At 63.8% G+C, this 19791-nt stretch carries 15 protein-coding genes and 1 tRNA gene; 6 read left to right on the top strand and 10 right to left on the bottom strand.

Annotation, left to right across the window (positions count from 1 at the left end; all coding sequences use genetic code 11):
* Positions 1-65: 65 nt before the first annotated feature.
* Positions 66-1955 (bottom strand): ATP-dependent zinc metalloprotease FtsH, encoded by a 1890-nt coding sequence (gene ftsH, locus GXB81_RS13690; RefSeq protein WP_167043055.1) that lies wholly within the window; start codon positions 1953-1955, stop codon positions 66-68.
* A gap of 188 nt (positions 1956-2143) precedes the next feature.
* Positions 2144-2806, bottom strand: a complete 663-nt coding sequence (locus tag GXB81_RS13685) for an RlmE family RNA methyltransferase (RefSeq protein ID WP_167043053.1) — start codon at positions 2804-2806, stop codon at positions 2144-2146.
* A 196-nt stretch (positions 2807-3002) separates the two neighbouring features.
* Here GXB81_RS13685 and GXB81_RS13680 point away from each other — a divergent pair, with 196 nt between their 5' ends.
* The gene (locus GXB81_RS13680) at positions 3003-3530 is read left to right on the top strand and encodes a YhbY family RNA-binding protein (RefSeq protein ID WP_167043051.1); all 528 of its coding nucleotides are present in this window, start codon (positions 3003-3005) and stop codon (positions 3528-3530) included.
* A 228-nt stretch (positions 3531-3758) separates the two neighbouring features.
* Here the strand turns inward: GXB81_RS13680 and GXB81_RS13675 are convergent, their stop codons facing one another.
* The 7 genes from GXB81_RS13675 to gloB all read right to left on the bottom strand — a co-directional run bounded on the left by GXB81_RS13675 (position 3759) and on the right by gloB (position 14202).
* Entirely contained in the window at positions 3759-4268 is a 510-nt protein-coding gene (locus GXB81_RS13675) for a DUF4149 domain-containing protein (RefSeq protein WP_205989414.1), read from the bottom strand.
* 20 nt (positions 4269-4288) lie between these two features.
* Positions 4289-4765, bottom strand: coding sequence for a transcription elongation factor GreA (greA, locus tag GXB81_RS13670; protein ID WP_085480876.1), 477 nt, complete (start codon positions 4763-4765; stop codon positions 4289-4291).
* Between the two features lie 154 nt (positions 4766-4919).
* Positions 4920-8174 carry a carbamoyl-phosphate synthase large subunit gene (gene carB / locus GXB81_RS13665; protein WP_205989413.1) on the bottom strand — a complete coding sequence of 1085 codons (3255 nt, stop codon included), beginning with the start codon at positions 8172-8174 and terminating at the stop codon, positions 4920-4922.
* 321 nt (positions 8175-8495) lie between these two features.
* Positions 8496-9650 carry a glutamine-hydrolyzing carbamoyl-phosphate synthase small subunit gene (carA, locus tag GXB81_RS13660; RefSeq protein WP_167043045.1) on the bottom strand — a complete coding sequence of 385 codons (1155 nt, stop codon included), beginning with the start codon at positions 9648-9650 and terminating at the stop codon, positions 8496-8498.
* 448 nt (positions 9651-10098) lie between these two features.
* Entirely contained in the window at positions 10099-11340 is a 1242-nt protein-coding gene (locus GXB81_RS13655; RefSeq protein ID WP_205989412.1) for an MFS transporter, read from the bottom strand.
* Between the two features lie 224 nt (positions 11341-11564).
* A complete protein-coding gene (locus GXB81_RS13650) occupies positions 11565-13253 on the bottom strand; it encodes a transglycosylase SLT domain-containing protein (protein WP_205989411.1) in 1689 nt (562 codons plus the stop codon).
* A gap of 157 nt (positions 13254-13410) precedes the next feature.
* The gene (gene gloB, locus GXB81_RS13645; protein ID WP_205989410.1) at positions 13411-14202 is read right to left on the bottom strand and encodes a hydroxyacylglutathione hydrolase; all 792 of its coding nucleotides are present in this window, start codon (positions 14200-14202) and stop codon (positions 13411-13413) included.
* A 19-nt stretch (positions 14203-14221) separates the two neighbouring features.
* Between gloB and GXB81_RS13640 the strand changes: the two genes are divergently transcribed.
* The 5 genes from GXB81_RS13640 (at position 14222) to GXB81_RS13620 (ending at position 18928) form a co-directional block, all read left to right on the top strand.
* Positions 14222-15085, top strand: coding sequence for a class I SAM-dependent methyltransferase (locus tag GXB81_RS13640; protein WP_167043037.1), 864 nt, complete (start codon positions 14222-14224; stop codon positions 15083-15085).
* Positions 15082-15528, top strand: coding sequence for a ribonuclease HI (gene rnhA, locus GXB81_RS13635; protein WP_167043035.1), 447 nt, complete (start codon positions 15082-15084; stop codon positions 15526-15528). The genes GXB81_RS13640 and rnhA overlap by 4 nt, the downstream gene beginning before the upstream one ends.
* Before the next feature lie 103 nt (positions 15529-15631).
* Positions 15632-16378, top strand: coding sequence for a DNA polymerase III subunit epsilon (dnaQ, locus tag GXB81_RS13630; protein ID WP_205989409.1), 747 nt, complete (start codon positions 15632-15634; stop codon positions 16376-16378).
* A 48-nt stretch (positions 16379-16426) separates the two neighbouring features.
* Positions 16427-16501: transfer RNA gene (locus tag GXB81_RS13625), tRNA-Val, on the top strand.
* Between the two features lie 552 nt (positions 16502-17053).
* Entirely contained in the window at positions 17054-18928 is a 1875-nt protein-coding gene (locus GXB81_RS13620) for an ABC transporter ATP-binding protein (protein ID WP_205989408.1), read from the top strand.
* A gap of 82 nt (positions 18929-19010) precedes the next feature.
* On the opposite strand, the gene GXB81_RS13615 is transcribed toward GXB81_RS13620, so the two are convergent.
* Positions 19011-19475, bottom strand: coding sequence for a DUF2214 family protein (locus GXB81_RS13615; protein WP_167283593.1), 465 nt, complete (start codon positions 19473-19475; stop codon positions 19011-19013).
* Positions 19476-19791 lie beyond the last annotated feature (316 nt).

The raw sequence follows: 19791 nt of genomic DNA, 5'->3' as shown, positions 1-19791 counted from the left end.
GAACGGATAAATGCAAAACGGGCCGGTGTGCTACACACCGGCCCGCACTTTCTACTGGCTGCCGATCAGGCCGGCGCGGTCGCGCTACCCGGCTTGACCTCGGTGCCCGGACTGCCGCCCGACGAGGTATCGCCCGCCGACGGCGGAGAACTCTTCGGCGAACGCGGCGGACGACCTGCCATGATGTCGTTGATCTGATCTGCGTCGATCGTTTCCCACTCCATCAGCGCGGCGGTCATCGCCTCGACCTTATCGCGGTTCTCTTCCAGCAGACGCCGTGCGAGGGTGTACTGCTCGTCGAGCACACGGCGGATTTCCGCGTCGACCTTCTGCTGCGTCGCTTCCGAAATGGTTCGCGTGAAACCGCGGCCAAACGGCGAGGCGTCGTTTTCGTCGTCGACGTAGACCATCGGTCCGAGCGCGTCGGTCATGCCGAAGCGTGCCACCATCGCGCGAGCCGTCTGCGTCGCCTTGTTGAAGTCGTCCGATGCGCCCGTGCTGATCAGGTTCAGGAACAGCTCTTCGGCAACGCGTCCACCGAACAGGATCGCGAGACGATCGAGCAGATAGTCCTTCGAATACGTTTCGTTGTCATGCTCCGGCAGTTGCCACGTCACGCCAAGCGCACGACCGCGCGGAATAATCGTGACCTTGTGCACCGGATCGGCCTTCGGCAACAGCTTCGCGATCACTGCGTGGCCCGATTCGTGATAAGCCGTTGCACGCTTGGACTCCTCGCGGATCACGGCCGACTTGCGCTCCGGACCCATGAAGATTTTGTCCTTCGCGTCTTCGAAGTCGGTCATTTCGACGATACGCTTGCCACGGCGTGCCGCGAACAAAGCCGCTTCGTTCACGAGGTTCGCCAGATCGGCGCCCGAAAAGCCCGGCGTGCCACGCGCGATCACTGCGGCGTCGACGTCGTTCGAGATCGGTACCTTGCGCAGATGCACCTTCATGATGTGCTCGCGACCGCGGATATCGGGCAGACCCACATACACCTGGCGGTCGAAACGGCCCGGACGCAGCAGCGCCTTGTCGAGCACATCCGAGCGGTTCGTGGCCGCGATCACGATGACACCCGAGTTCGCCTCGAAGCCGTCCATCTCGACGAGCATCTGGTTCAGCGTCTGCTCACGTTCGTCGTTGCCGCCGCCCATGCCGGCGCCGCGATGGCGACCGACCGCGTCGATTTCGTCGATGAACACGATACACGGCGCGTGCTTCTTCGCCTGTTCGAACATATCGCGCACCCGAGCCGCACCGACACCGACGAACATTTCAACGAAGTCCGAACCCGAGATGCTGAAGAACGGCACTTTCGCTTCGCCAGCAATGGCGCGCGCAAGCAACGTCTTACCCGTTCCCGGCGGGCCAACCAGCAGCACACCACGCGGAATGCGGCCACCGAGCTTCTGGAATTTCTGCGGATCGCGCAGGAAGTCGACCAGTTCCGACACTTCTTCCTTGGCTTCGTCGCAGCCGGCGACGTCGGTGAAATTGATTGCGTTGTTGTTCTCGTCGATCAGCCGCGCGCGCGACTTGCCGAACGAGAAGGCCCCGCCTTTGCCGCCCCCCTGCATCTGTCGCATCATGTAGAACCAGAAACCGATGATCAGGATCGTCGGCCCGAGGTAATACAGCACGGACATCAGTGCATTGGGTTCGTCGTCAGCCTTGCCGCTCACCTGTACGCCGTACTTCATCAGATCGCCGACCATCCAGATGTCGCCGGGCGACACGATCTGGTATTTCTGGCCGTCTGCTGGAGTGACCGTGAGGTTCCGCCCCTGGACAATGACGTTCTTGACTTTGCCGTTCTTCGCGTCGTCCATGAACTGCGAATAGGAAACGCCTTCCTGGACACGGGGCTTGTCGAACTGCTTGAACACCGTAAACAGCACCAGTGCGATCACCAGCCACACTGCTGCCTTCGAAAACATATTGTTGTTCAAAGCACCACTCCTTCACTTAGACGGGCGCCTACATTTGCCTTGCGGCACCACGAAAGCATTCTAATCCAGTCCGCAGCCCCCTGCCATAAGGTTTCGCTACCACGGAAATAGCGTAGCGGGCCGTGACGACGCCGTTTTCCGGCACTTCAGGCTCTTTAACGGCAGGGGTGGAACGATCCGGCAGCGCCCTATGCGGGACGCTTCAGATGCTTACCCAAAATAAACGTTTCTGACGACTTGTCCCGCGACGCTTTCGGCTTGCGGGCCGCTACCACCTTGAACTGGCGCTTGAACTTTTCGACAATCTGGCTGTAACCGCTGCCATGAAAGCACTTGACTAAAAGGGCACCATCCGGTTTCAGGTGATTCTGCGAGAATTCCAGCGCGAGATCGCACAAATGCTCGATCCGCGCGGCATCCGCCACCGCCACTCCGGACAGGTTGGGCGCCATATCCGAAATTACAAGGTCTACCTGGCGCGCACCGACCAATTCTTCGAGCTGAACCAGCACCGACTCCTCGCGGAAGTCGCCTTGAATGAAGTGGACGTCGGCGACGGGCTCCATCGGCAGGATGTCGAGAGCGATAATCGTGCCGTCGATGCCGCCCTCGCGTTCCGCGTTGCGCTGGGTGCCGCCCGCGAGCTTGTTGCGCGCGTACTGGCTCCAGCTGCCCGGCGAGGAACCGAGATCGACGATCACCTGCCCCGGACGGATCAGCTTGTCCTGCTCGTCGATTTCCTTGAGCTTGTAGGCCGCGCGGGCGCGATAACCTTCCCGCTGCGCCATTTTGACGTACGGGTCGTTGATGTGGTCATGCAGCCACGCGGTATTGAACTTGTTTTTTGCCATTAAAGATTGAACTCTTGCTGCGTCGTGTCGCGCTTTAGGGGATAATACGCGGTTAATTCGCGCGGCCCCGCCAAACTGGCGGCCATCCGCGATTCTGTTGTTCTGACGCGCGTCCTGCCGAATCAAACTGCCCGAGTCGTTCGCCGACCGGGCGAAAACGCAGGAGCCGCCATTTTAGTCGAGTCTCCCACTTTCCATGCCAGCTCTTAAAGTCTCTTCCGACCAACGCGCCGAACTGCGCTCCCAGGCTCACGCGCTCAAACCGGTCGTGCTCGTCGGCGCCGAAGGCTTGACCGATGCTGTGCTCGCCGAGATCAAGGTCCACCTAGCCGCTCATGAGCTCATCAAGATCCGCGTGTTCGGCGACGAACGCGAGGAACGCATTGCCGTCTACGAACAGATCTGCGACGAGCTGAACGCCGCGCCGATCCAGCATATCGGCAAACTGCTCGTGATCTGGAAGCCGGAGGCGGCGCAACCGGCGGCGAAAGCAAAACGCGGCGCATTGCCCAGCGCCCGCGAAGCCGCCGTTGAAGCGAAGCCGGCCAAAGGACGAGCGCCGCGCGTCGTCAAGGTCGTCAAACCGACCGAAGTGCCGATGCGCAAACCGAGAGCGAAGGCCGTGCTCGTGCGCGGCAACGAGCGCGTCACGCAAGGCGGCAACATCAAGCGCGCGAAGAAGCGCCAAACCAGCGCGAAGCGCTCGCATCAGTCGTCGAAATAAGCGATGGTGGAAGGTGCGGATTTGGTCCGCACCTTATGCAGCGAGCTATCGGAATTGAATGACTGAAGGCACGATGGCTGGCGCCCCGGCCAACCGGGCAGAAAACACTGCCGGCTCAGCCATCCGTTAGCAGGCGATTAACATACGGTAACGACGCGGACAACCGCGAGCAAAACGAAGCAGCGGCAAATAAAACCCGGCAAAGCGACGATCAGTCGCACACGAACCTCAGCCCGCCACCTTCCGCCCGGCACCGCAAGCGCCCTCTTCCGCCGCCGTCGAACCGGCGTTCGCCGGCAACAACCACACGAGCGCAACACCAAGCAGGCTCTCGACCAGATAAAACAGGCTCGAGACGCCGTGCAGGATGCCAAAGCGCGTCGCATAAACCGAATGGCCGACGTCGCTGCCCGCTTGCTGCGCGGCAATACGCAACGCATTCATGAACGGCTGCAGCGCGAAATATCCCACCAGCACGCACACGAGCATGCCGGCGATCAGCCAGCGCGCGCGGCGATACGCCGCGCTGCCGCGCCGAACCAGCAGATTGGCGAGACCGAGCAGCAAAATGCCGCATACCACGCCAAGCACGCCCTGAATGCGAAACAGCTGCGCCGCGACAGCGCCCGCCGTCATCCGGTCGAGCGTCGTGAACAGCACGGGCGCCACGGCATAGCCGATAGTCAGCAGACTGCCGACCCACACCACGGTCAGAAGACGGAAAAATCGATGCGGCATCACGGACACCAGCGCCACCCTCACACGTAGCTGACCGCGATGATTTCGTATTCGCGCACGCCGCCCGGCGCCTGCACCGAAGCGACGTCGCCTTCCGACTTGCCGATCAGCGCGCGCGCGATCGGCGAGCTGATCGAGATCAGGCCGTGGTCGATGTCCGCTTCGTCGTCGCCGACGATCTGGTACTTGACCGATGCGCCCGAATCGAGATCTTCGAGTTCGAGCGTCGCGCCGAACACCACGCGCCCGTCCGCTTCCACTTGCGACGGATCGATGACCTGCGCGCCCGCGAGCTTCGACTCGATTTCGGCGATGCGGCCTTCGATGAAGCCCTGCTTTTCCTTCGCAGCGTCGTATTCCGCGTTTTCCGACAGATCGCCCTGGGCGCGCGCTTCCGCGATCGAGTTGATCACGGCCGGACGTTCAACCGATTTCAGGCGCTGCAATTCATCGCGCAGCATGTCTGCGCCGCGCTTCGTCAATGGAATAGTGCTCATAAACAACTCTGGAGGCAAAAAACGGCCGTAAAAAAAATCACCGCGGTTAAGTGCATTCCGCGAAAGCCGCCGCCCGTGGACAGACCCCGGGCCGCAGCACCTGCGGAACGCCGCTTAACCGCGGCACTTACATCTTGAACAGGTAGTCGAAGCCTTAGTTTAGGCGAGCATGGAGTCCTTGTAAATCATAGACTTCCAGGTTCTTCAGATAACGAAGGCCCTCCACCGCCGCGCGCGCGCCCGACATCGTCGTGTAGTACGTGACCTTGTTCGCCTGCGCGCTCATGCGGATCGAACGAGAATCGGCGATCGCCGCGCGCGTTTCGTCGACGGTCGTGAAGACGAGTGCGATCTCGCCGTTCTTGATCATGTCGACGATGTGCGGACGGCCGTCCTTCACCTTGTTGACGACCTTGACCGGCACGCCGGCCGCTTCGATCGCGGCAGCCGTGCCCTTGGTCGCGACGATCGGATAGCCAAGCTCGTGCAGCATGCGCGCGACTTCGACGGCCTTCGGCTTGTCGGCGTCCATCACGGTCAGGAGCACCGTGCCCGATTCCGGCAGACGCGAACCCGCCGCGAGCTGCGACTTAAAGAGCGCCTCGCCAAAGGTCTGGCCGACGCCCATCACTTCGCCGGTCGAACGCATTTCAGGTCCGAGCACCGGGTCGACCGCCGGGAACTTGACGAACGGGAACACCGCTTCCTTCACGCTGAAGTACGGCGGCTCGACTTCCTTCGTCACGCCTTGCGCGGCGAGCTTCTGGCCGACCATCGCGCGCGCCGCGATCTTCGCGAGCGGCAGGCTCGTTGCCTTCGACACGTACGGCACCGTGCGCGACGCGCGCGGATTGACTTCGAGCACGTAGATGATGTCTTCCTTCGAACCGTCTGCCTGGGGCACCTGCTGGATCGCAAACTGCACGTTCATCAGACCGACCACGTTGAGCGCCTTCGCCATCGCGGCGGTCTGACGCTTCAGTTCGGCGACGGTCGCCTTCGACAGCGAATACGGCGGCAGCGAGCAGGCCGAGTCGCCCGAGTGCACGCCGGCCTGTTCGATGTGCTCCATCACGCCGCCGATAAACACGGCCTCGCCGTCCGAAATGCAATCGACGTCGCATTCGATCGCATCGTTCAGGAAGCGGTCGAGCAGCACCGGCGAGTCGTTCGACACCTTGACGGCCTCGCGCATATAGCGTTCGAGGTCGCGCGGCTCGTGGACGATTTCCATCGCACGGCCGCCCAGCACGTACGACGGACGCACGACGAGCGGATAGCCGATTTCGTCGGCGAGCTTGAGTGCTTCGTCTTCGGCGCGCGCGGTGCGGTTCGGCGGCTGGCGCAGACCGAGGTCCTGCAGCAGCTTCTGGAAACGCTCGCGGTCTTCGGCCGCATCGATCATGTCCGGCGAGGTGCCGATGATCGGCACGCCGTTCGCTTCCAGATCGAGCGCGAGCTTCAGCGGCGTCTGGCCACCATACTGCACGATCACGCCGACCGGCTTTTCCTTGTCGACGATTTCGAGCACGTCTTCAAGCGTCAGCGATTCGAAGTACAGACGGTCGGACGTGTCGTAGTCGGTCGAGACGGTTTCCGGGTTGCAGTTGACCATGATCGTTTCATAGCCGTCTTCGCGCATCGCGAGCGCGGCATGCACGCAGCAGTAGTCGAACTCGATACCCTGGCCGATCCGGTTAGGCCCGCCGCCGAGCACCATGATCTTCTTGTTGCTGGTCGGATTCGCTTCGCACTCTTCCTCGTAGGTCGAGTACATGTAGGCAGTTTTGGTTGCGAATTCGGCCGCGCAGGTGTCGACGCGCTTGTAGACCGGGCGCACGTTCAGCTCGATACGGCGCTCGCGCACGTCCGCCGGCTTCGCGCCGAGCAGCTTGGCAAGACGCCGGTCCGAGAAACCGCTCTGCTTCAGATACTTCAGCTCGTCCTTCGAAAGGCTCGCGAGCGTGCGGCCTGCAAGCGCCTTTTCCTTCAGGATGATCTGTTCGATCTGCGCGAGGAACCACGGGTCGATCGCGGTCTCTTCGAAAATTTCCTGCGCGCTCATGCCGATGCGGAACGCGTCGCCGACATACCAGATGCGGTCCGGACCGGCTTCGCCGATCTCGCGGATGATCTCGTCGCGATGGCGGGTCTTTTCGTCGAGACCGTCGACGCCGACTTCGAGGCCGCGCAGCGCTTTCTGGAACGACTCCTGGAACGTGCGGCCGATCGCCATCACTTCGCCGACCGACTTCATCTGCGTGGTCAGGCGCGAATCGGCTTCGCGGAATTTCTCGAACGCGAAGCGCGGGATCTTCGTGACGACGTAGTCGATCGTCGGCTCGAACGAGGCCGGGGTCTGCCCGCCGGTGATTTCGTTCCTGAGCTCGTCGAGCGTATAGCCGACCGCAAGCTTCGCCGCGACCTTCGCGATCGGGAAGCCGGTTGCCTTCGAGGCCAGCGCCGACGAACGCGACACACGCGGATTCATTTCGATCACGATCATCCGGCCGTCTTTCGGATTGATCGAGAACTGCACGTTCGAGCCGCCCGTGTCGACGCCGATCTCGCGCAGCACCGCAAGCGATGCGTTACGCAGGATCTGGTATTCCTTGTCGGTGAGCGTTTGCGCCGGCGCGACCGTGATCGAGTCGCCGGTGTGGATGCCCATCGGGTCGAGGTTTTCGATCGAGCAGACGATGATGCAGTTGTCCGCCTTGTCGCGAACCACTTCCATCTCGTACTCTTTCCAGCCGAGCAGCGACTCTTCGATCAGCAGTTCGCGCGTCGGCGAAAGGTCGAGACCGCGCTTGCAGATCTCTTCGAACTCGTCGCGGTTGTAGGCGATGCCGCCGCCCGAGCCGCCCAGCGTGAACGACGGACGGATCACGACCGGATAGCCGCCCGAGCCGGTTTCCGCGGCGATCTTCGCCTGCACCTGCAGCGCTTCGTCCATCGAATGCGCGGTGCCCGACTTGGCCGAACCGAGGCCGATTTTGGTCATCGCGTCCTTGAACTTCTGGCGGTCTTCCGCCTTGTCGATCGCTTCCGGCGACGCGCCGATCAGCTCGACCTTGTACTTTTCCAGCACGCCGTGCGCGTGCAGATCGAGCGCGCAATTCAGCGCGGTCTGTCCGCCCATCGTCGGCAGGATCGCGTCCGGGCGCTCCTTCGCGATGATGCGCTCGACCACTTCCCACGTGATCGGCTCGATGTAGGTCACGTCGGCCGTGTTCGGGTCGGTCATGATCGTCGCCGGATTGCTGTTGACGAGAATGACCTTGTAGCCCTCCTCACGCAGCGCCTTGCATGCCTGCGCGCCCGAGTAATCGAACTCGCACGCCTGGCCGATGATGATCGGACCCGCGCCGATGATGAGGATGCTCTTGATGTCTGTCCGCTTGGGCATAACGCTCCCGCTAATGTATTCCTGTGTCGACTGGAGTTGGCGCTTCAGCGCCTTACTTCAGTCCCATGCAACCCGGTTGCTATTCTTTCCGTCGGCGCGCGCCGTTTTCACGTTGCGCGCTGTTTCGTGCGGCTGGCTCCACGTGCGCCCCGGCCGCCCCCGTTGCCCGATGCGGCGGACCTTGGGGCGGCTTGCCGGGTTCGGCCCGGCTGTCGTTCGGCCTTGCCGCCGTGCCTTCGGGGGCTGCCGAACCGCCTGGCGAAGCCCTGTGGCGCCGGACGGCCGGGAGTGTCACGCACGCCCCGCCGCCCTTGCGTGCCGTTAAGCCGCCGCGCTGCTGCCGCCCTGCTTCGCGTCCATCAACGCGGTGAAGCGGTCGAACAGATACGCGATGTCGTGCGGCCCCGGCGATGCTTCCGGGTGGCCCTGGAAGCAGAACGCCGGCTTGTCGGTCAGCGCGAAGCCCTGCAGCGTGCCGTCGAACAGCGAAACGTGCGTGGCGCGGGCGTTGGCGGGCAGCGTGTCGGCGTCGACCGCGAAGCCGTGGTTCTGCGACGTGATGACCACGCGGCCGTCGTCGAGATCCTTGACCGGGTGATTCGCGCCGTGGTGGCCCGTCTTCATCTTCATCGTCTTGGCACCGACCGCGAGGCCCATGATCTGATGGCCGAGGCAGATGCCGAAAGTCGGGATGCCGCGCTCGATCAGCTCGCGCGCCGCCGCGATCGCGTAATCGCACGGCTCCGGATCGCCGGGGCCGTTCGACAGGAACACGCCGTCCGGGTTGAGCGCCAGCGCGTCGGCGGCGCTCGCTTGCGCCGGCAGCACGGTGACGTGGCAGCCGCGCTCGGCCAGCATGCGCAGGATGTTCTGCTTGACGCCGTAATCGAATGCGACGACGCGGTACTTCGGCGCCATCTGCTCGCCGTAGCCCGTGCCCAGACGCCATTCGGTCCGGGTCCACTCGTAGCTTGCCTCAGTCGACACGACCTTCGCGAGATCCATGCCGGCGAGGCCCGGGAATGAACGCGCAAGCTCGATGGCCTTCGCTTCGTCGTCCGAGCCGGCAAGGATCGCGCCGTTTTGCGCGCCCTTGTCGCGCAGCACGCGGGTCAGCTTGCGGGTATCGATGCCGGCGATGGCGACCACGCCTTCGTCCTGCAGGTATTGCTGGAGCGTGCGCTCCATGCGGAAGTTCGACGCGAGAACCGGCAGATCGCGAATGATCAGGCCGGCGGCATGGACTTTCGTCGCTTCGACGTCTTCGGCATTCACGCCGACGTTGCCGATATGCGGATACGTGAGGGTGACGATCTGGCGCGCGTAGCTCGGGTCCGTCAGGATTTCCTGATAGCCGGTGATAGCGGTGTTGAACACGACTTCACCGATGGTGTGCCCGGGGGCGCCGATCGAATAACCACGAAAGACCGTGCCGTCGGCGAGCGCGAGTAGAGCGGGAGAAAATGACGGCAACACGGGAGACTCCTTGGGGGAACACCCTGTTGCCACCTGTCTATCCGATTGCGAGCCGCAGCGAAACACATCGTGGATGCGCGCGCAGACTCGCTCGCGTGCTGCCGGTGACGCTGCAAGGGGCGCGATGGGTCCATTGTGTGGACGGCTCGGCGGGGTGCGGGGCCCTTCTTGCGACGCCAATGGCGCGCGGCGGATGAACGGTAGGGGAAAGGTAGGCGCTAGGGTGCGGGTTGATAAGCTCAAACCTTGGAATTATAGCCTGAATCGGCCCTTCTCTCCAAATCCGAGATAAGATGCCGATCCGGCGAGGCTCCGTTGAAAGATGCCCGGAGCCTTATCCGGCAACGCCTGGCGCCCTCAGGAGCGCGCCTTCGCGCGCCCCGAATCGCAGGCGCATCGGCGGGGCCAAACCTCGAGATTCATTCCCCAAACAGCCCCGCCAGCCGGCTCAGGCTTCCTGCCCGGCATGCACCTCGGCCGGCCGCGTCAGCTTGCGCCCCGGCAGCACGTACCAGATCGCGCTCAGCACCTGCAGCGCCACCAGAATCTCCCAGGCGGTCAGATGCGCGATGGCCGGGTAATGCCCACCGCTCGCCGGCCAGTGCGACAGCACCGCACCGACGCCGATCTGGAAGCCGAAGATCAGCAGGAAGATGATCAGCGTCAGCGTGGTGTTCACGCGGCCGATCATCTGCGCCGGGAAGTGCCGCGCCATCACGGCGTAGCTCAGAATGCCGGTCCCGCCGAAAATCCCGTAAGCCGCCCACAGCAGACTCGCGGGCAGCGGCGCCTTGAACATGATCAGCAACTGCGTGAGCACGTAAAGCGCCATGCCGATGCCGCAGAACGCATACAGCGAGATGCCGCGCCGTTCGAGACTGCGCGCCGCCGCGCCGAAGCCGACGCAGCCGGCCATCATCGCGAAGCCGAGAATCGACACGAGCGCCGCCGCCTCGTGCGGCTCGAAGCCCTGCACGTCGCGCAGCCAGGCGCCGACCCACAGCGACTGCATCGCGTAGAAAACGCCCTGCGTGACGACCGAGAACGACGCGATCTTCCAGAACGCCGCGCTGCGCAGAATATGCAAGGTGCCCTTGAACTGCGCGCCGATGCTCGCCTGACGATGCGTTGTCTTGACGTCCGGCGTGAGCGTCCACAGCGCGAGCGCGACCACCACCGTCAGCACGCCGAGTCCGACGCAGACCGAGCGCCAGCTCGCAAAGCCGAGCACCCACGTGAGCGGCGAACCGACCATCACGCCACCGAAGCCGCCGATCGCCATCACGAGCCCGTTCATCAGCGGCAGACGCGCCACCGGGAAATGCTGCGCGAGCGCCTTGAACGAGGCGCCGAGGCACACGGACACGCCGACGCCGATCAGCAGCCGCCCCACCATCATCACGCCGAGGCTCTGCGCGGCGCCGAATACCGAGATGCCGAGCGCGGCGAACAGCAGCGTGACGGCCGTCACGCGGCGTGCGCCGAAGTGATCGAGCAGCACGCCGGCCGGAATCTGCGCGCCCGCGAAACCGAGAAAGTACAGACTGGTCAGCACGCCGAGATCGGCGGCGGACAGCCCGAGGTCGTGCGTAATGAACGGCGCAAAACCGAGATTGACGCCCCGGAACACATAGGAGACGAAATAGCCAGCGGAAAAGAGCAGAAAGACGCGCAGTTGAGTCGACGACATAAGCCTTGAATCAGAGAACGGAAAGGACGGAACGGCCGACGCGGCCAAAGCACGAACAATAAAGGAAATACGGCAAACGCGCCGAATGGTCTGCACAATGCAAAACGCCGTCACCCGAAGGTGACGGCGCCGGAAGAACACGGTGCGTGGGCAAAGCGCAATCGGGTGACCATTCATGCACCGCGCCCGCAACGCGGGCCACGGCCGCAAGAGCCGCTGTGGGCCTACTTGCCCTTCTTCTTCGTGCTGGCGGAGGTCTTCGGGTGGCTCGGCGCCGCAGCCTTCGGTGCCTTGCCCGACGTGGAAGCCGACACCTTCTCGACCTTGCCCTTGCTGGCCGCGGGCGCCGCCGGCCTGGCGGCCTTGCCGACCGGCTCGGCCACCTTGACGATGGCCGAACGCGAATGCCCATTCTTCCTGCCGTTGCGCGCTTCGCCATGCGTCTGCGCGACATGCGTGCCGATCTTCTGCACGCCGCCACCCTGCACGTCGGTGGCGATCTTCTCCGGCCCCGGCTCGCTCGGCATCGGCTTGCCGACCGGCACGTGCAGCACGATCACCTGACCGCGCGACACCTGATCGCGATGCGTCTTGTTCCACGCCTTCAACTGGCCGACCGACACGCCGTAGCGCAACGCGATCGCCGCCATCGACTGATTGCGGCGCACGCGAATCAGCATCTTGCGCGTGTCGGGAACGTCGGGCTCCATCGCCAGCACCGCGCTTTCGGCGACGTCGGCGCTGATATCCTCGTCGTCGTCCGAACCGCGCGGCACGACGATCGTCGAGCCCGGCTTCAGGCGCATGCCGACCGGAATCTTGTTCACTTCCATCAGCGTGCCGGCATCGACGCCGATTTTCTCCGCAATCGCAGCCGGCGTCGCGCGCTGATCGACCGTGTACGTGGTCCACGACGACAGCGAACCCGAGTACGTTTTCAGATTGCGCTCGAAGGCGGACGCGTTGTCGAACGGCAGCAGGATCTGCGGCTGCGTCGCGCCGAGAATCACCGGTTTCCTGAACGACGGGTTCAGCGAGCGGAATTCGTCCGTCGACATATTGGCGAGCCGCGCGGCGACGTCGACGTCGATGTCGTGCGAGGTGGTCACCGTCACGAAGTACGGGTGGTTCGGAATCGACGGCAGCGTGAGCCCGTACATCTGCGGGTTCATCACGAGGTTCTTGACCGCCTGCAGCTTCGGCACGTAGTTGCGCGTCTCGTTCGGCATGCGCAGGCTCATGTAGTCGGTCGGCAAGCCGGCCGCCTCGTTGCGCGCGATCGCGCGCTGCACGTTGCCCTCGCCCCAGTTGTACGCGGCGAGCGCGAGCTGCCAGTCGCCGAACATGTCGTGCAGATTCGACAGATAGTCGAGCGCGGCACTGGTCGAGGCGAGCACGTCGCGACGCTCGTCCTGCCACATGTTCTGCTTGAGGTTGTAGGTGCGGCCGGTGCCCGGCATGAACTGCCACATGCCCGCCGCCTTCGCGACCGACAGCGCCTGCGGACTATACGCGGACTCGATGAACGGCAGCAGCGCGAGCTCGGTCGGCATATGGCGCGCCTCGAGTTCCTCGACGATGTGGTAGAGGTATTTCTGCGAGCGCTCGGTCATGCGCTGAACGTAATCCGGACGCTGCAGATACCAGTTGAGCTGCATGTCGACGAGATCACTCTGCAGGTCCGGCATCTGGAAGCCGCGGCGAATGCGGCCCCACAGATCGGCGTCCTGGCTCGTCAACTGATTGACGGAGCTCTGGTCGACATTGATGGTTTCTTTAGCGGTGGCGTTCTTGCGAAGGGCGTCGGCTACGGCTTGCTGGCTGGCGGGGTTATTGGCGGTACTCGTCGTCGGCCCTTGGCTCGCGCAGGCGGCGAGTGTCAGGACCAATAACGCACTTAAGATAAATCGCATGAACGTCTCAGCTTCCACAAGGACTGGAAATTGCAGCCGATAGTACGAAACGTCAACGTTTCCGTCAATCGGAAAATCGAGAAAAAAATCAACCAAATCTTGGGCTTGGCGAATTTTTCCGATTCATCGCATGAGGAACGCCCGAATGCGCGCTGGTTCAGCAGAAGCGATTCTTCCATTCGCGCATCAGCGTGAAGGCCGTCAGGCGATCGGACACCGTTTCGTGCAACTGCGCTTCGAGACTCGCCTGCACCGCCGGTTCGCCGGCGCGCAGAAACGGATTCACCGCGCGCTCGTGCGCGATGGTGGTCGGCAGCGTCGGCACATGACGCGCGCGCAACTCGCTCGCCCGGTCGCGCCATGCCTGCAGTTCGGCGTTGTGCGGCTCGCACGCGAGCGCGAAGCGGATATTCGAGAGCGTGTACTCGTGCGCGCAATGCACTTCGGTCGCACCGGGCAGCGCGGCGAGCGCATCGAGCGAGGCGAGCATCTGCTGCGGCGTGCCTTCGAAGAGCCGGCCGCAGCCGCAGGCGAACAGCGTGTCGCCGCAAAACACGTGCGGCGTGCCGCGCGAATCGGCTGCCTGGAAATAGGCAATGTGCCCGCTCGTGTGACCGGGCACGTCGAGCACGCTGAATTCGAGCGCGGGTGCCGCAATCGTCACGCGATCGCCGTTTTCGAGACGATGCGTGAGATGCTCGATCGCTTCACCGGCGGGGCCGTACACCGGCACGTCCTGGCCGTTCAGCAGATCGGCCACCCCGCCGACGTGGTCTTGATGATGGTGCGTGAGTAAAATAGCGCTCAGCCGCCATCCGCGTTGGGCCAGAAAGGCGCGCACAGGCGCGGCTTCGCCCGGATCGACGACGACCGCGTGGTGTCCGTCGGCAACGACCCAGATGTAATTGTCTTCAAACGCCGGGACCGGTACGTACTCGAGCGCATTCATAGGCGACGCATTCTTTGATATGACTGATCGAGCGATTATAGACTGGCCCGCCTGGACCGATTCGCCGCCCGGCCGCTACGTGCTCGAATGGGAACAGACCCAGCTCGACCGTGTGGTGTCGGACGTGTTCGGCTATCATGCGCTGCAGCTCGGTCTGCCCCGGCTCGACGCGCTGCGCGAGAACCGCATGCCGTGCCGCGGCCTCGTGCTCGACGCCGCCAGCGGCGCGAGTGCGCCGTATACGTTTCCGCGCGGCACGCGGCAAGACGGCGGCGGCCTCGGCGCCGCGCAAGGCGACGCGGCCGACCCGGCGGAACTGTCCGGCTTGTCCGCGCCAGCCGGACGCAGCACGGTCTGGTGCGATCTGCTCGACCTGCCGTTCGAAGCGCAAAGCGTCGATCTGATCGTGATGCCGCACACGCTCGAATTCACGAGCGACCCGCACCGGCTGCTGCGCGAAGCCGAGCGCGTGCTGATGCCCGAGGGGCAGCTCATCATCCTCGGCTTCAATTCGCTCTCGCTATGGGGCGTGCGGCAGTCGGTCGGCAAGATGACCGGCCAGCCGTTCGTGCCCGCCGCCGTCGATCTGATCGCCTTCACGCGTCTGAAAGACTGGATCAAGCTGCTCGGCTTCGACCTTGAACGCGGACGCTTCGGCTGCTATCGTCCGCCGCTTGGCAGCGAGCAGTGGCTCTCCCGCTATGCTTTCATGGAAGCCGCCGGCGACCGCTGGTGGCCGATTTTCGGCGCCACCTACATGATCAAGGCGATCAAGCGCGTGCGCGGCATGCGCCTCGTCGGGCCACTCAAGGTCAAGAAGCCCGTGCTCGCCGCCGGGCTCGCGTCCGCCGCCTCCCCGAATACACGCAACCATACCGAATGACTACGAATCACATCGACATCTATACCGACGGCGCCTGCAAGGGCAATCCCGGCCCTGGCGGCTGGGGCGCGCTGCTGCGCTTCGGCGGCCAGGAAAAAGAACTGTTCGGCGGCGAAGCCAACACGACCAATAACCGCATGGAGCTGATGGGCGTGATTGCCGCGCTCGAAGCACTCAAGCGCCCATGCGAGGTGATCGTGCACACCGACTCGCAGTACGTGCAGAAAGGCATCAGCGAATGGATTCACGGCTGGAAAAAGAAAGGCTGGATCACCGCGGCGAAGCAGCCGGTGAAGAACGCCGATCTGTGGAAACGGCTCGACGCACTGGTCGCGCAACATGAAGTCGAATGGCGCTGGGTGCGCGGACACAACGGCCACCCGGAAAACGAGCGCGCCGATCAGCTCGCCAATCGCGGGGTTGCGTCGCTCGCGGAAAGGTAAGGGCCAGCGCCTCGCCGAAGCGCGTTGCCGCAAGGCAATCCGCTTCGCTTGCACCCTCTCCGCTTTTTTTGCTGCACATTTTTTCGAAGCAGGCTAATCCGACATGCGTCAACTCATCCTCGATACCGAAACCACCGGCCTGAACGCCCGCGGCGGCGACCGGATTCTCGAACTCGGTTGCGTCGAACTGGTGAACCGCCGGCTCACCGGCAACAATCTGCACTTCTATATCAATCCGGAACGCGACAGCGATCCGGGCGCGCTCGCGGTGCACGGCCTGACCACGGAGTTCCTGAGCGACAAGCCGAAGTTCGCCGAGATTGTCGATCAGTTTCGCGACTTCATCGAAGGCGCGGACCTGATCATTCACAACGCGCCGTTCGACATCGGCTTTCTCGACGCCGAATTCGCGCTGCTGGGCCTGCCGCAGGTGAAGACGTACTGCGGCGAGATCATCGACACGCTCGCGCGCGCGAAGCAGATGTTCCCGGGCAAGCGCAATTCGCTCGACGCACTGTGCGACCGCTTCGGCATCAGCAACGCGCACCGTACGCTGCACGGCGCCCTACTCGACTCGGAACTGCTCGCCGAAGTTTATCTGTCGATGACGCGTGGCCAGGAAAGCCTCGTCATCGACATGCTCGGCGAGACGCAAACCGGTGTCGACACGGATGCGCCGCGCGTCGCGCTCGAATCGCTGGAGTTGCTCGTGGTCGCCGCGAACGACGACGAAACCGCCGCGCACGAAGCCGTGCTCGACGATCTCGACAAGGCCGTCAAAGGTGCCAGTGTGTGGCGCTTTGAACCGGCGCCGGCAATCGCAGCCGCTGCGGATGAGCAGATTACTTAAAAAGTACTGGACGAACCCGTCAATCACTGACATAATTTGAATCTCTTCGGGTGGTTAGCTCAGCGGTAGAGCACTGCCTTCACACGGCAGGGGTCACTGGTTCGATCCCAGTACTACCCACCAGATTCTTGGTGTGTCGATCACCGAAGACTAAAGGGCTGACGCAGCAATGCATCAGCCCTTTTTCTATTGGCCTCTTTGTCTGCTTGCCCTGTCATTCACCAAAAAGCTGTCGAGGCGCGGGCTGTCGCTGTCAATGTCCGCGAACACCGCGATTATTCCGCATGTTTGCGAGCATCTGGCTGTCCTGATATATTCGGCTCCTGGCGATCCGCCGCGCGCAGTCGCTACGCACATCGGCGGATCTTCCGGTTTCTTCATCTCAAACATCACAGGGGGCGTCGCATGTTCGCAGTGCATATCGCGCTTCCTCGTATGGTCTCGCGACCGTCGGCCCGTCCGACGCGACAGTTGCGGCCTTAAAAGCCGCAACGTCGCCGCCGCCGCGGGCCCGCCCCGAAAGGCGCGCCGCATTCATTCCAGACAGCCTGTCGTGTGGTTACCGTGGTTCGTTACCGCGCGGTTAGCGCCTCGCATTCCGGCCTACGTCGCTGTCTCACCTCTTCGCTTCTGACTGGAACCTCGCCACGCGCCTGCGTCGCCGGGTTATAGCAAATGACCAGAAAAAAACTCGACTTTCGCGGACAAGCCTTCAAGGATGTCCTCGGCTTCACCTTCCGTCACTGGGCGCGGCAACCGTGGCGCATCGTCGCGATCGCCGCACTCGCGCTCTGCACGGCGGCCGCGGACATCCTCACGCCGGTGTTCGCCGGCCGGCTCGTCGATGCGATCGCGTCCGGCCCGGCCTCTTCCGAACCCGTATGGCACCACGCGCTCGCAGCGTTCGGCGCGCTCGCCACGCTCGGCCTCACCGCGACGCTGCTGCGCCAGGGCGTGTACTTCAACATCATCCGCTTCACGCTGAAGATGATGAGCGAGATTGCCGCGAGCGCATTTCATCGCGTGCAGCGCTTTTCGACCGACTGGCACGCGAACAGCTTCGCCGGCTCCACGGTGCGCAAGATCACGCGCGGCATGTGGGCGCTCGATCTGCTCAACGACACGCTGCTGATCGCGCTGCTGCCGTCGCTCGTCATGCTGGCCGGCGCGACCGCGCTGCTCGGCTGGCGTTGGCCGATGATGGGCATCGTGGTCGGCATCGGCTCGGCGCTGTATATCGCAGTGACCGTGTCGGTCTCGCTCGGCTTCGTCGCGCCGTCCGCACGGCTCGCCAATGCATGGGACACGCGCATGGGCGGCGCGCTCGCCGATGCGGTCAGCTGCAACGGCGTCGTCAAGGCGTTCGGCGCGGAAGCCCGCGAGGAAGCGCGCCTCGCGCAGGTGATCGGCAAATGGCGGCAGCGCACCCGCCGCACATGGGTGCGCGGCACGCTCAACGGCGGGCTTCAGGGCGGCATGCTGGCCGCGATCCAGGCGGCGATTCTCGGCGTGGCGCTGCTGCTGTGGGTGCGCGGCGAAGCCGGTGTCGGCGACATCACGTTCGCGCTGACAATGTTCTTCATGCTGCAAGGCTATCTGCGCGACATCGGCATGCATATCCGCAACCTGCAGCGCTCGGTCAACGACATGGAAGAACTCGTGTCGCTCGAAAGCCAGCCGCTCGGCATCGAGGACCGTCCCGGCGCGGGTCCGATCGCGATCCGCCACGGCGAGATCCGTTTCGAGCACGTGTCGTTTCACTATGGCGCACACAGCCGCCCGCTCTACGACGACTTCTCCATGCGCATCGCGCCCGGCGAGCGCGTCGGCCTCGTCGGCCATTCGGGTTCGGGCAAGACGACCTTCATCAAGCTGATCCAGCGGCTTCACGATATCTCGGGCGGCCGCATCACGATCGACGCTCAGGACATCGCCCAGGTCCAGCAGACGTCGCTGCGCAGCCAGATCGCGATCGTCCAGCAGGAGCCGGTGCTGTTTCACCGCTCGCTCGCCGAGAATATCGCGTATGGACGGCCCGGCGCGAGCCGCGCCGAGATCGAGCGGGCCGCGCGGCTCGCGAGCGCGCACGACTTCATCGACGCGCTGCCCAACGGCTACGACACGCTGGTCGGCGAACGCGGGATCAAGCTCTCGGGCGGCGAGCGTCAGCGTGTGGCGATCGCGCGGGCTTTTCTCGCCGACGCGCCGATCCTGATTCTCGACGAAGCCACCTCGAGTCTCGACAGCGAAAGCGAAGTGCTGATCCAGCACGCGATGGAGCGGCTCATGCAAGGCCGCACGACGCTCGTGGTCGCGCACCGGCTGTCGACGGTACGCGCGCTCGACCGGTTGCTGGTGCTCGACAAGGGCAAGGTGATCGAGGAAGGCAGTCACGACACGCTGATCCGGCGCGAGAACGGCCTGTACCGGCGGCTCTTCGAGCGTCAGGCGCTCGAATTGATCAAGGGTCTCGGCGAGCCCGAACTCGCGCGCGCAAGCGCGGACGCGAAGGCCGATCGGGTCGACGATTCGGGCTTGCTGGTCGGTTAGCGGATCACGCGGAATCAAACGAAAAGGCCCGCCGGCCCGGCGGCCAACCTGGCAACCGGCACCGCAACCACGGAGATGGCCGCTATACCACGCCTTCCGGCAAGCCGATGCCGCGCGCCATCCCCGTCGCGGCAAACACCATCAGCACGAGCAACACGGTCTGGATCACGCTGAAGTGCGCATAGGAACGCGCCTTCTTCAGATTCGGCGGCTGGCCGCTGCGGACCGACGCGCGCCAGCGCATCAGGCCGAGCATCGACGGCACTTCGAGAATCAGGATCAGCACGAGCAGCGTCATCTTGACGTGAAAAAGCGGCTCGTGGAGATAGTAGTCGGCGCCCTTCTCATAACCGCCGAACGCGCGCATCAGGCCCGTGACGATCAGCACCAGCGCGGAAATGCCCCAGCGAGTGTCCGCGCGAAATACGGAGCGCAACGCGGCGGGCACCGACGCCCGGCGCAAGGCCCAGGTGCGTCTCAGAATCGACGCGAGCGCAAAACCATAAGCAAGCAGATGAAGAGCGGCAAGCAACCAGCGAACCAGCATGGCGACTCCTGCGAAAGACGCGATACGATCGATGTGTGTCCCACTCGCCCGCGTGCCGGCCGGGCGTCATGACTGCATTATCCGCGAAGCTCTGCTTCGGGATGCGCGCATCGGCCACGCGATGTGGTCGATAGCGCAAAACGTGCAACCTCAGACTTGCCGCAGCGTCGTGTCGAGCGCACGCGCCGCGACGCGATCGCCTTCGGTCGCGAGCGCGGCGCGAAAGACGGTCTGCCGGTTGTGACCGGCGGCCGCGGGCGAATCCCACAGCAACTCGACTTTCGGACGCACACCCAACACGCCGCGGGTCAGCGCA

Origin of the sequence: Paraburkholderia sp. Ac-20336, from assembly GCF_017105025.1 — a bacterium.
Classification (GTDB): Bacteria; Pseudomonadota; Gammaproteobacteria; order Burkholderiales; family Burkholderiaceae; genus Paraburkholderia.
This window is presented reverse-complemented; position numbering and strand designations above follow the sequence as displayed.

Coding starts and splice junctions, on each gene's coding strand:
- GXB81_RS13685 (WP_167043053.1), bottom strand. CDS start 2,806: ATGGCAAAAAACAAGTTCAATACCGCGTGGCTGCATGACCACATCAAC.
- GXB81_RS13680 (WP_167043051.1), top strand. CDS start 3,003: ATGCCAGCTCTTAAAGTCTCTTCCGACCAACGCGCCGAACTGCGCTCC.
- GXB81_RS13675 (WP_205989414.1), bottom strand. CDS start 4,268: ATGCCGCATCGATTTTTCCGTCTTCTGACCGTGGTGTGGGTCGGCAGT.
- greA (WP_085480876.1), bottom strand. CDS start 4,765: ATGAGCACTATTCCATTGACGAAGCGCGGCGCAGACATGCTGCGCGAT.
- carB (WP_205989413.1), bottom strand. CDS start 8,174: ATGCCCAAGCGGACAGACATCAAGAGCATCCTCATCATCGGCGCGGGT.
- GXB81_RS13655 (WP_205989412.1), bottom strand. CDS start 11,340: ATGTCGTCGACTCAACTGCGCGTCTTTCTGCTCTTTTCCGCTGGCTAT.
- GXB81_RS13650 (WP_205989411.1), bottom strand. CDS start 13,253: ATGCGATTTATCTTAAGTGCGTTATTGGTCCTGACACTCGCCGCCTGC.
- gloB (WP_205989410.1), bottom strand. CDS start 14,202: ATGAATGCGCTCGAGTACGTACCGGTCCCGGCGTTTGAAGACAATTAC.
- GXB81_RS13640 (WP_167043037.1), top strand. CDS start 14,222: ATGACTGATCGAGCGATTATAGACTGGCCCGCCTGGACCGATTCGCCG.
- rnhA (WP_167043035.1), top strand. CDS start 15,082: ATGACTACGAATCACATCGACATCTATACCGACGGCGCCTGCAAGGGC.
- dnaQ (WP_205989409.1), top strand. CDS start 15,632: ATGCGTCAACTCATCCTCGATACCGAAACCACCGGCCTGAACGCCCGC.
- GXB81_RS13620 (WP_205989408.1), top strand. CDS start 17,054: ATGACCAGAAAAAAACTCGACTTTCGCGGACAAGCCTTCAAGGATGTC.
- GXB81_RS13615 (WP_167283593.1), bottom strand. CDS start 19,475: ATGCTGGTTCGCTGGTTGCTTGCCGCTCTTCATCTGCTTGCTTATGGT.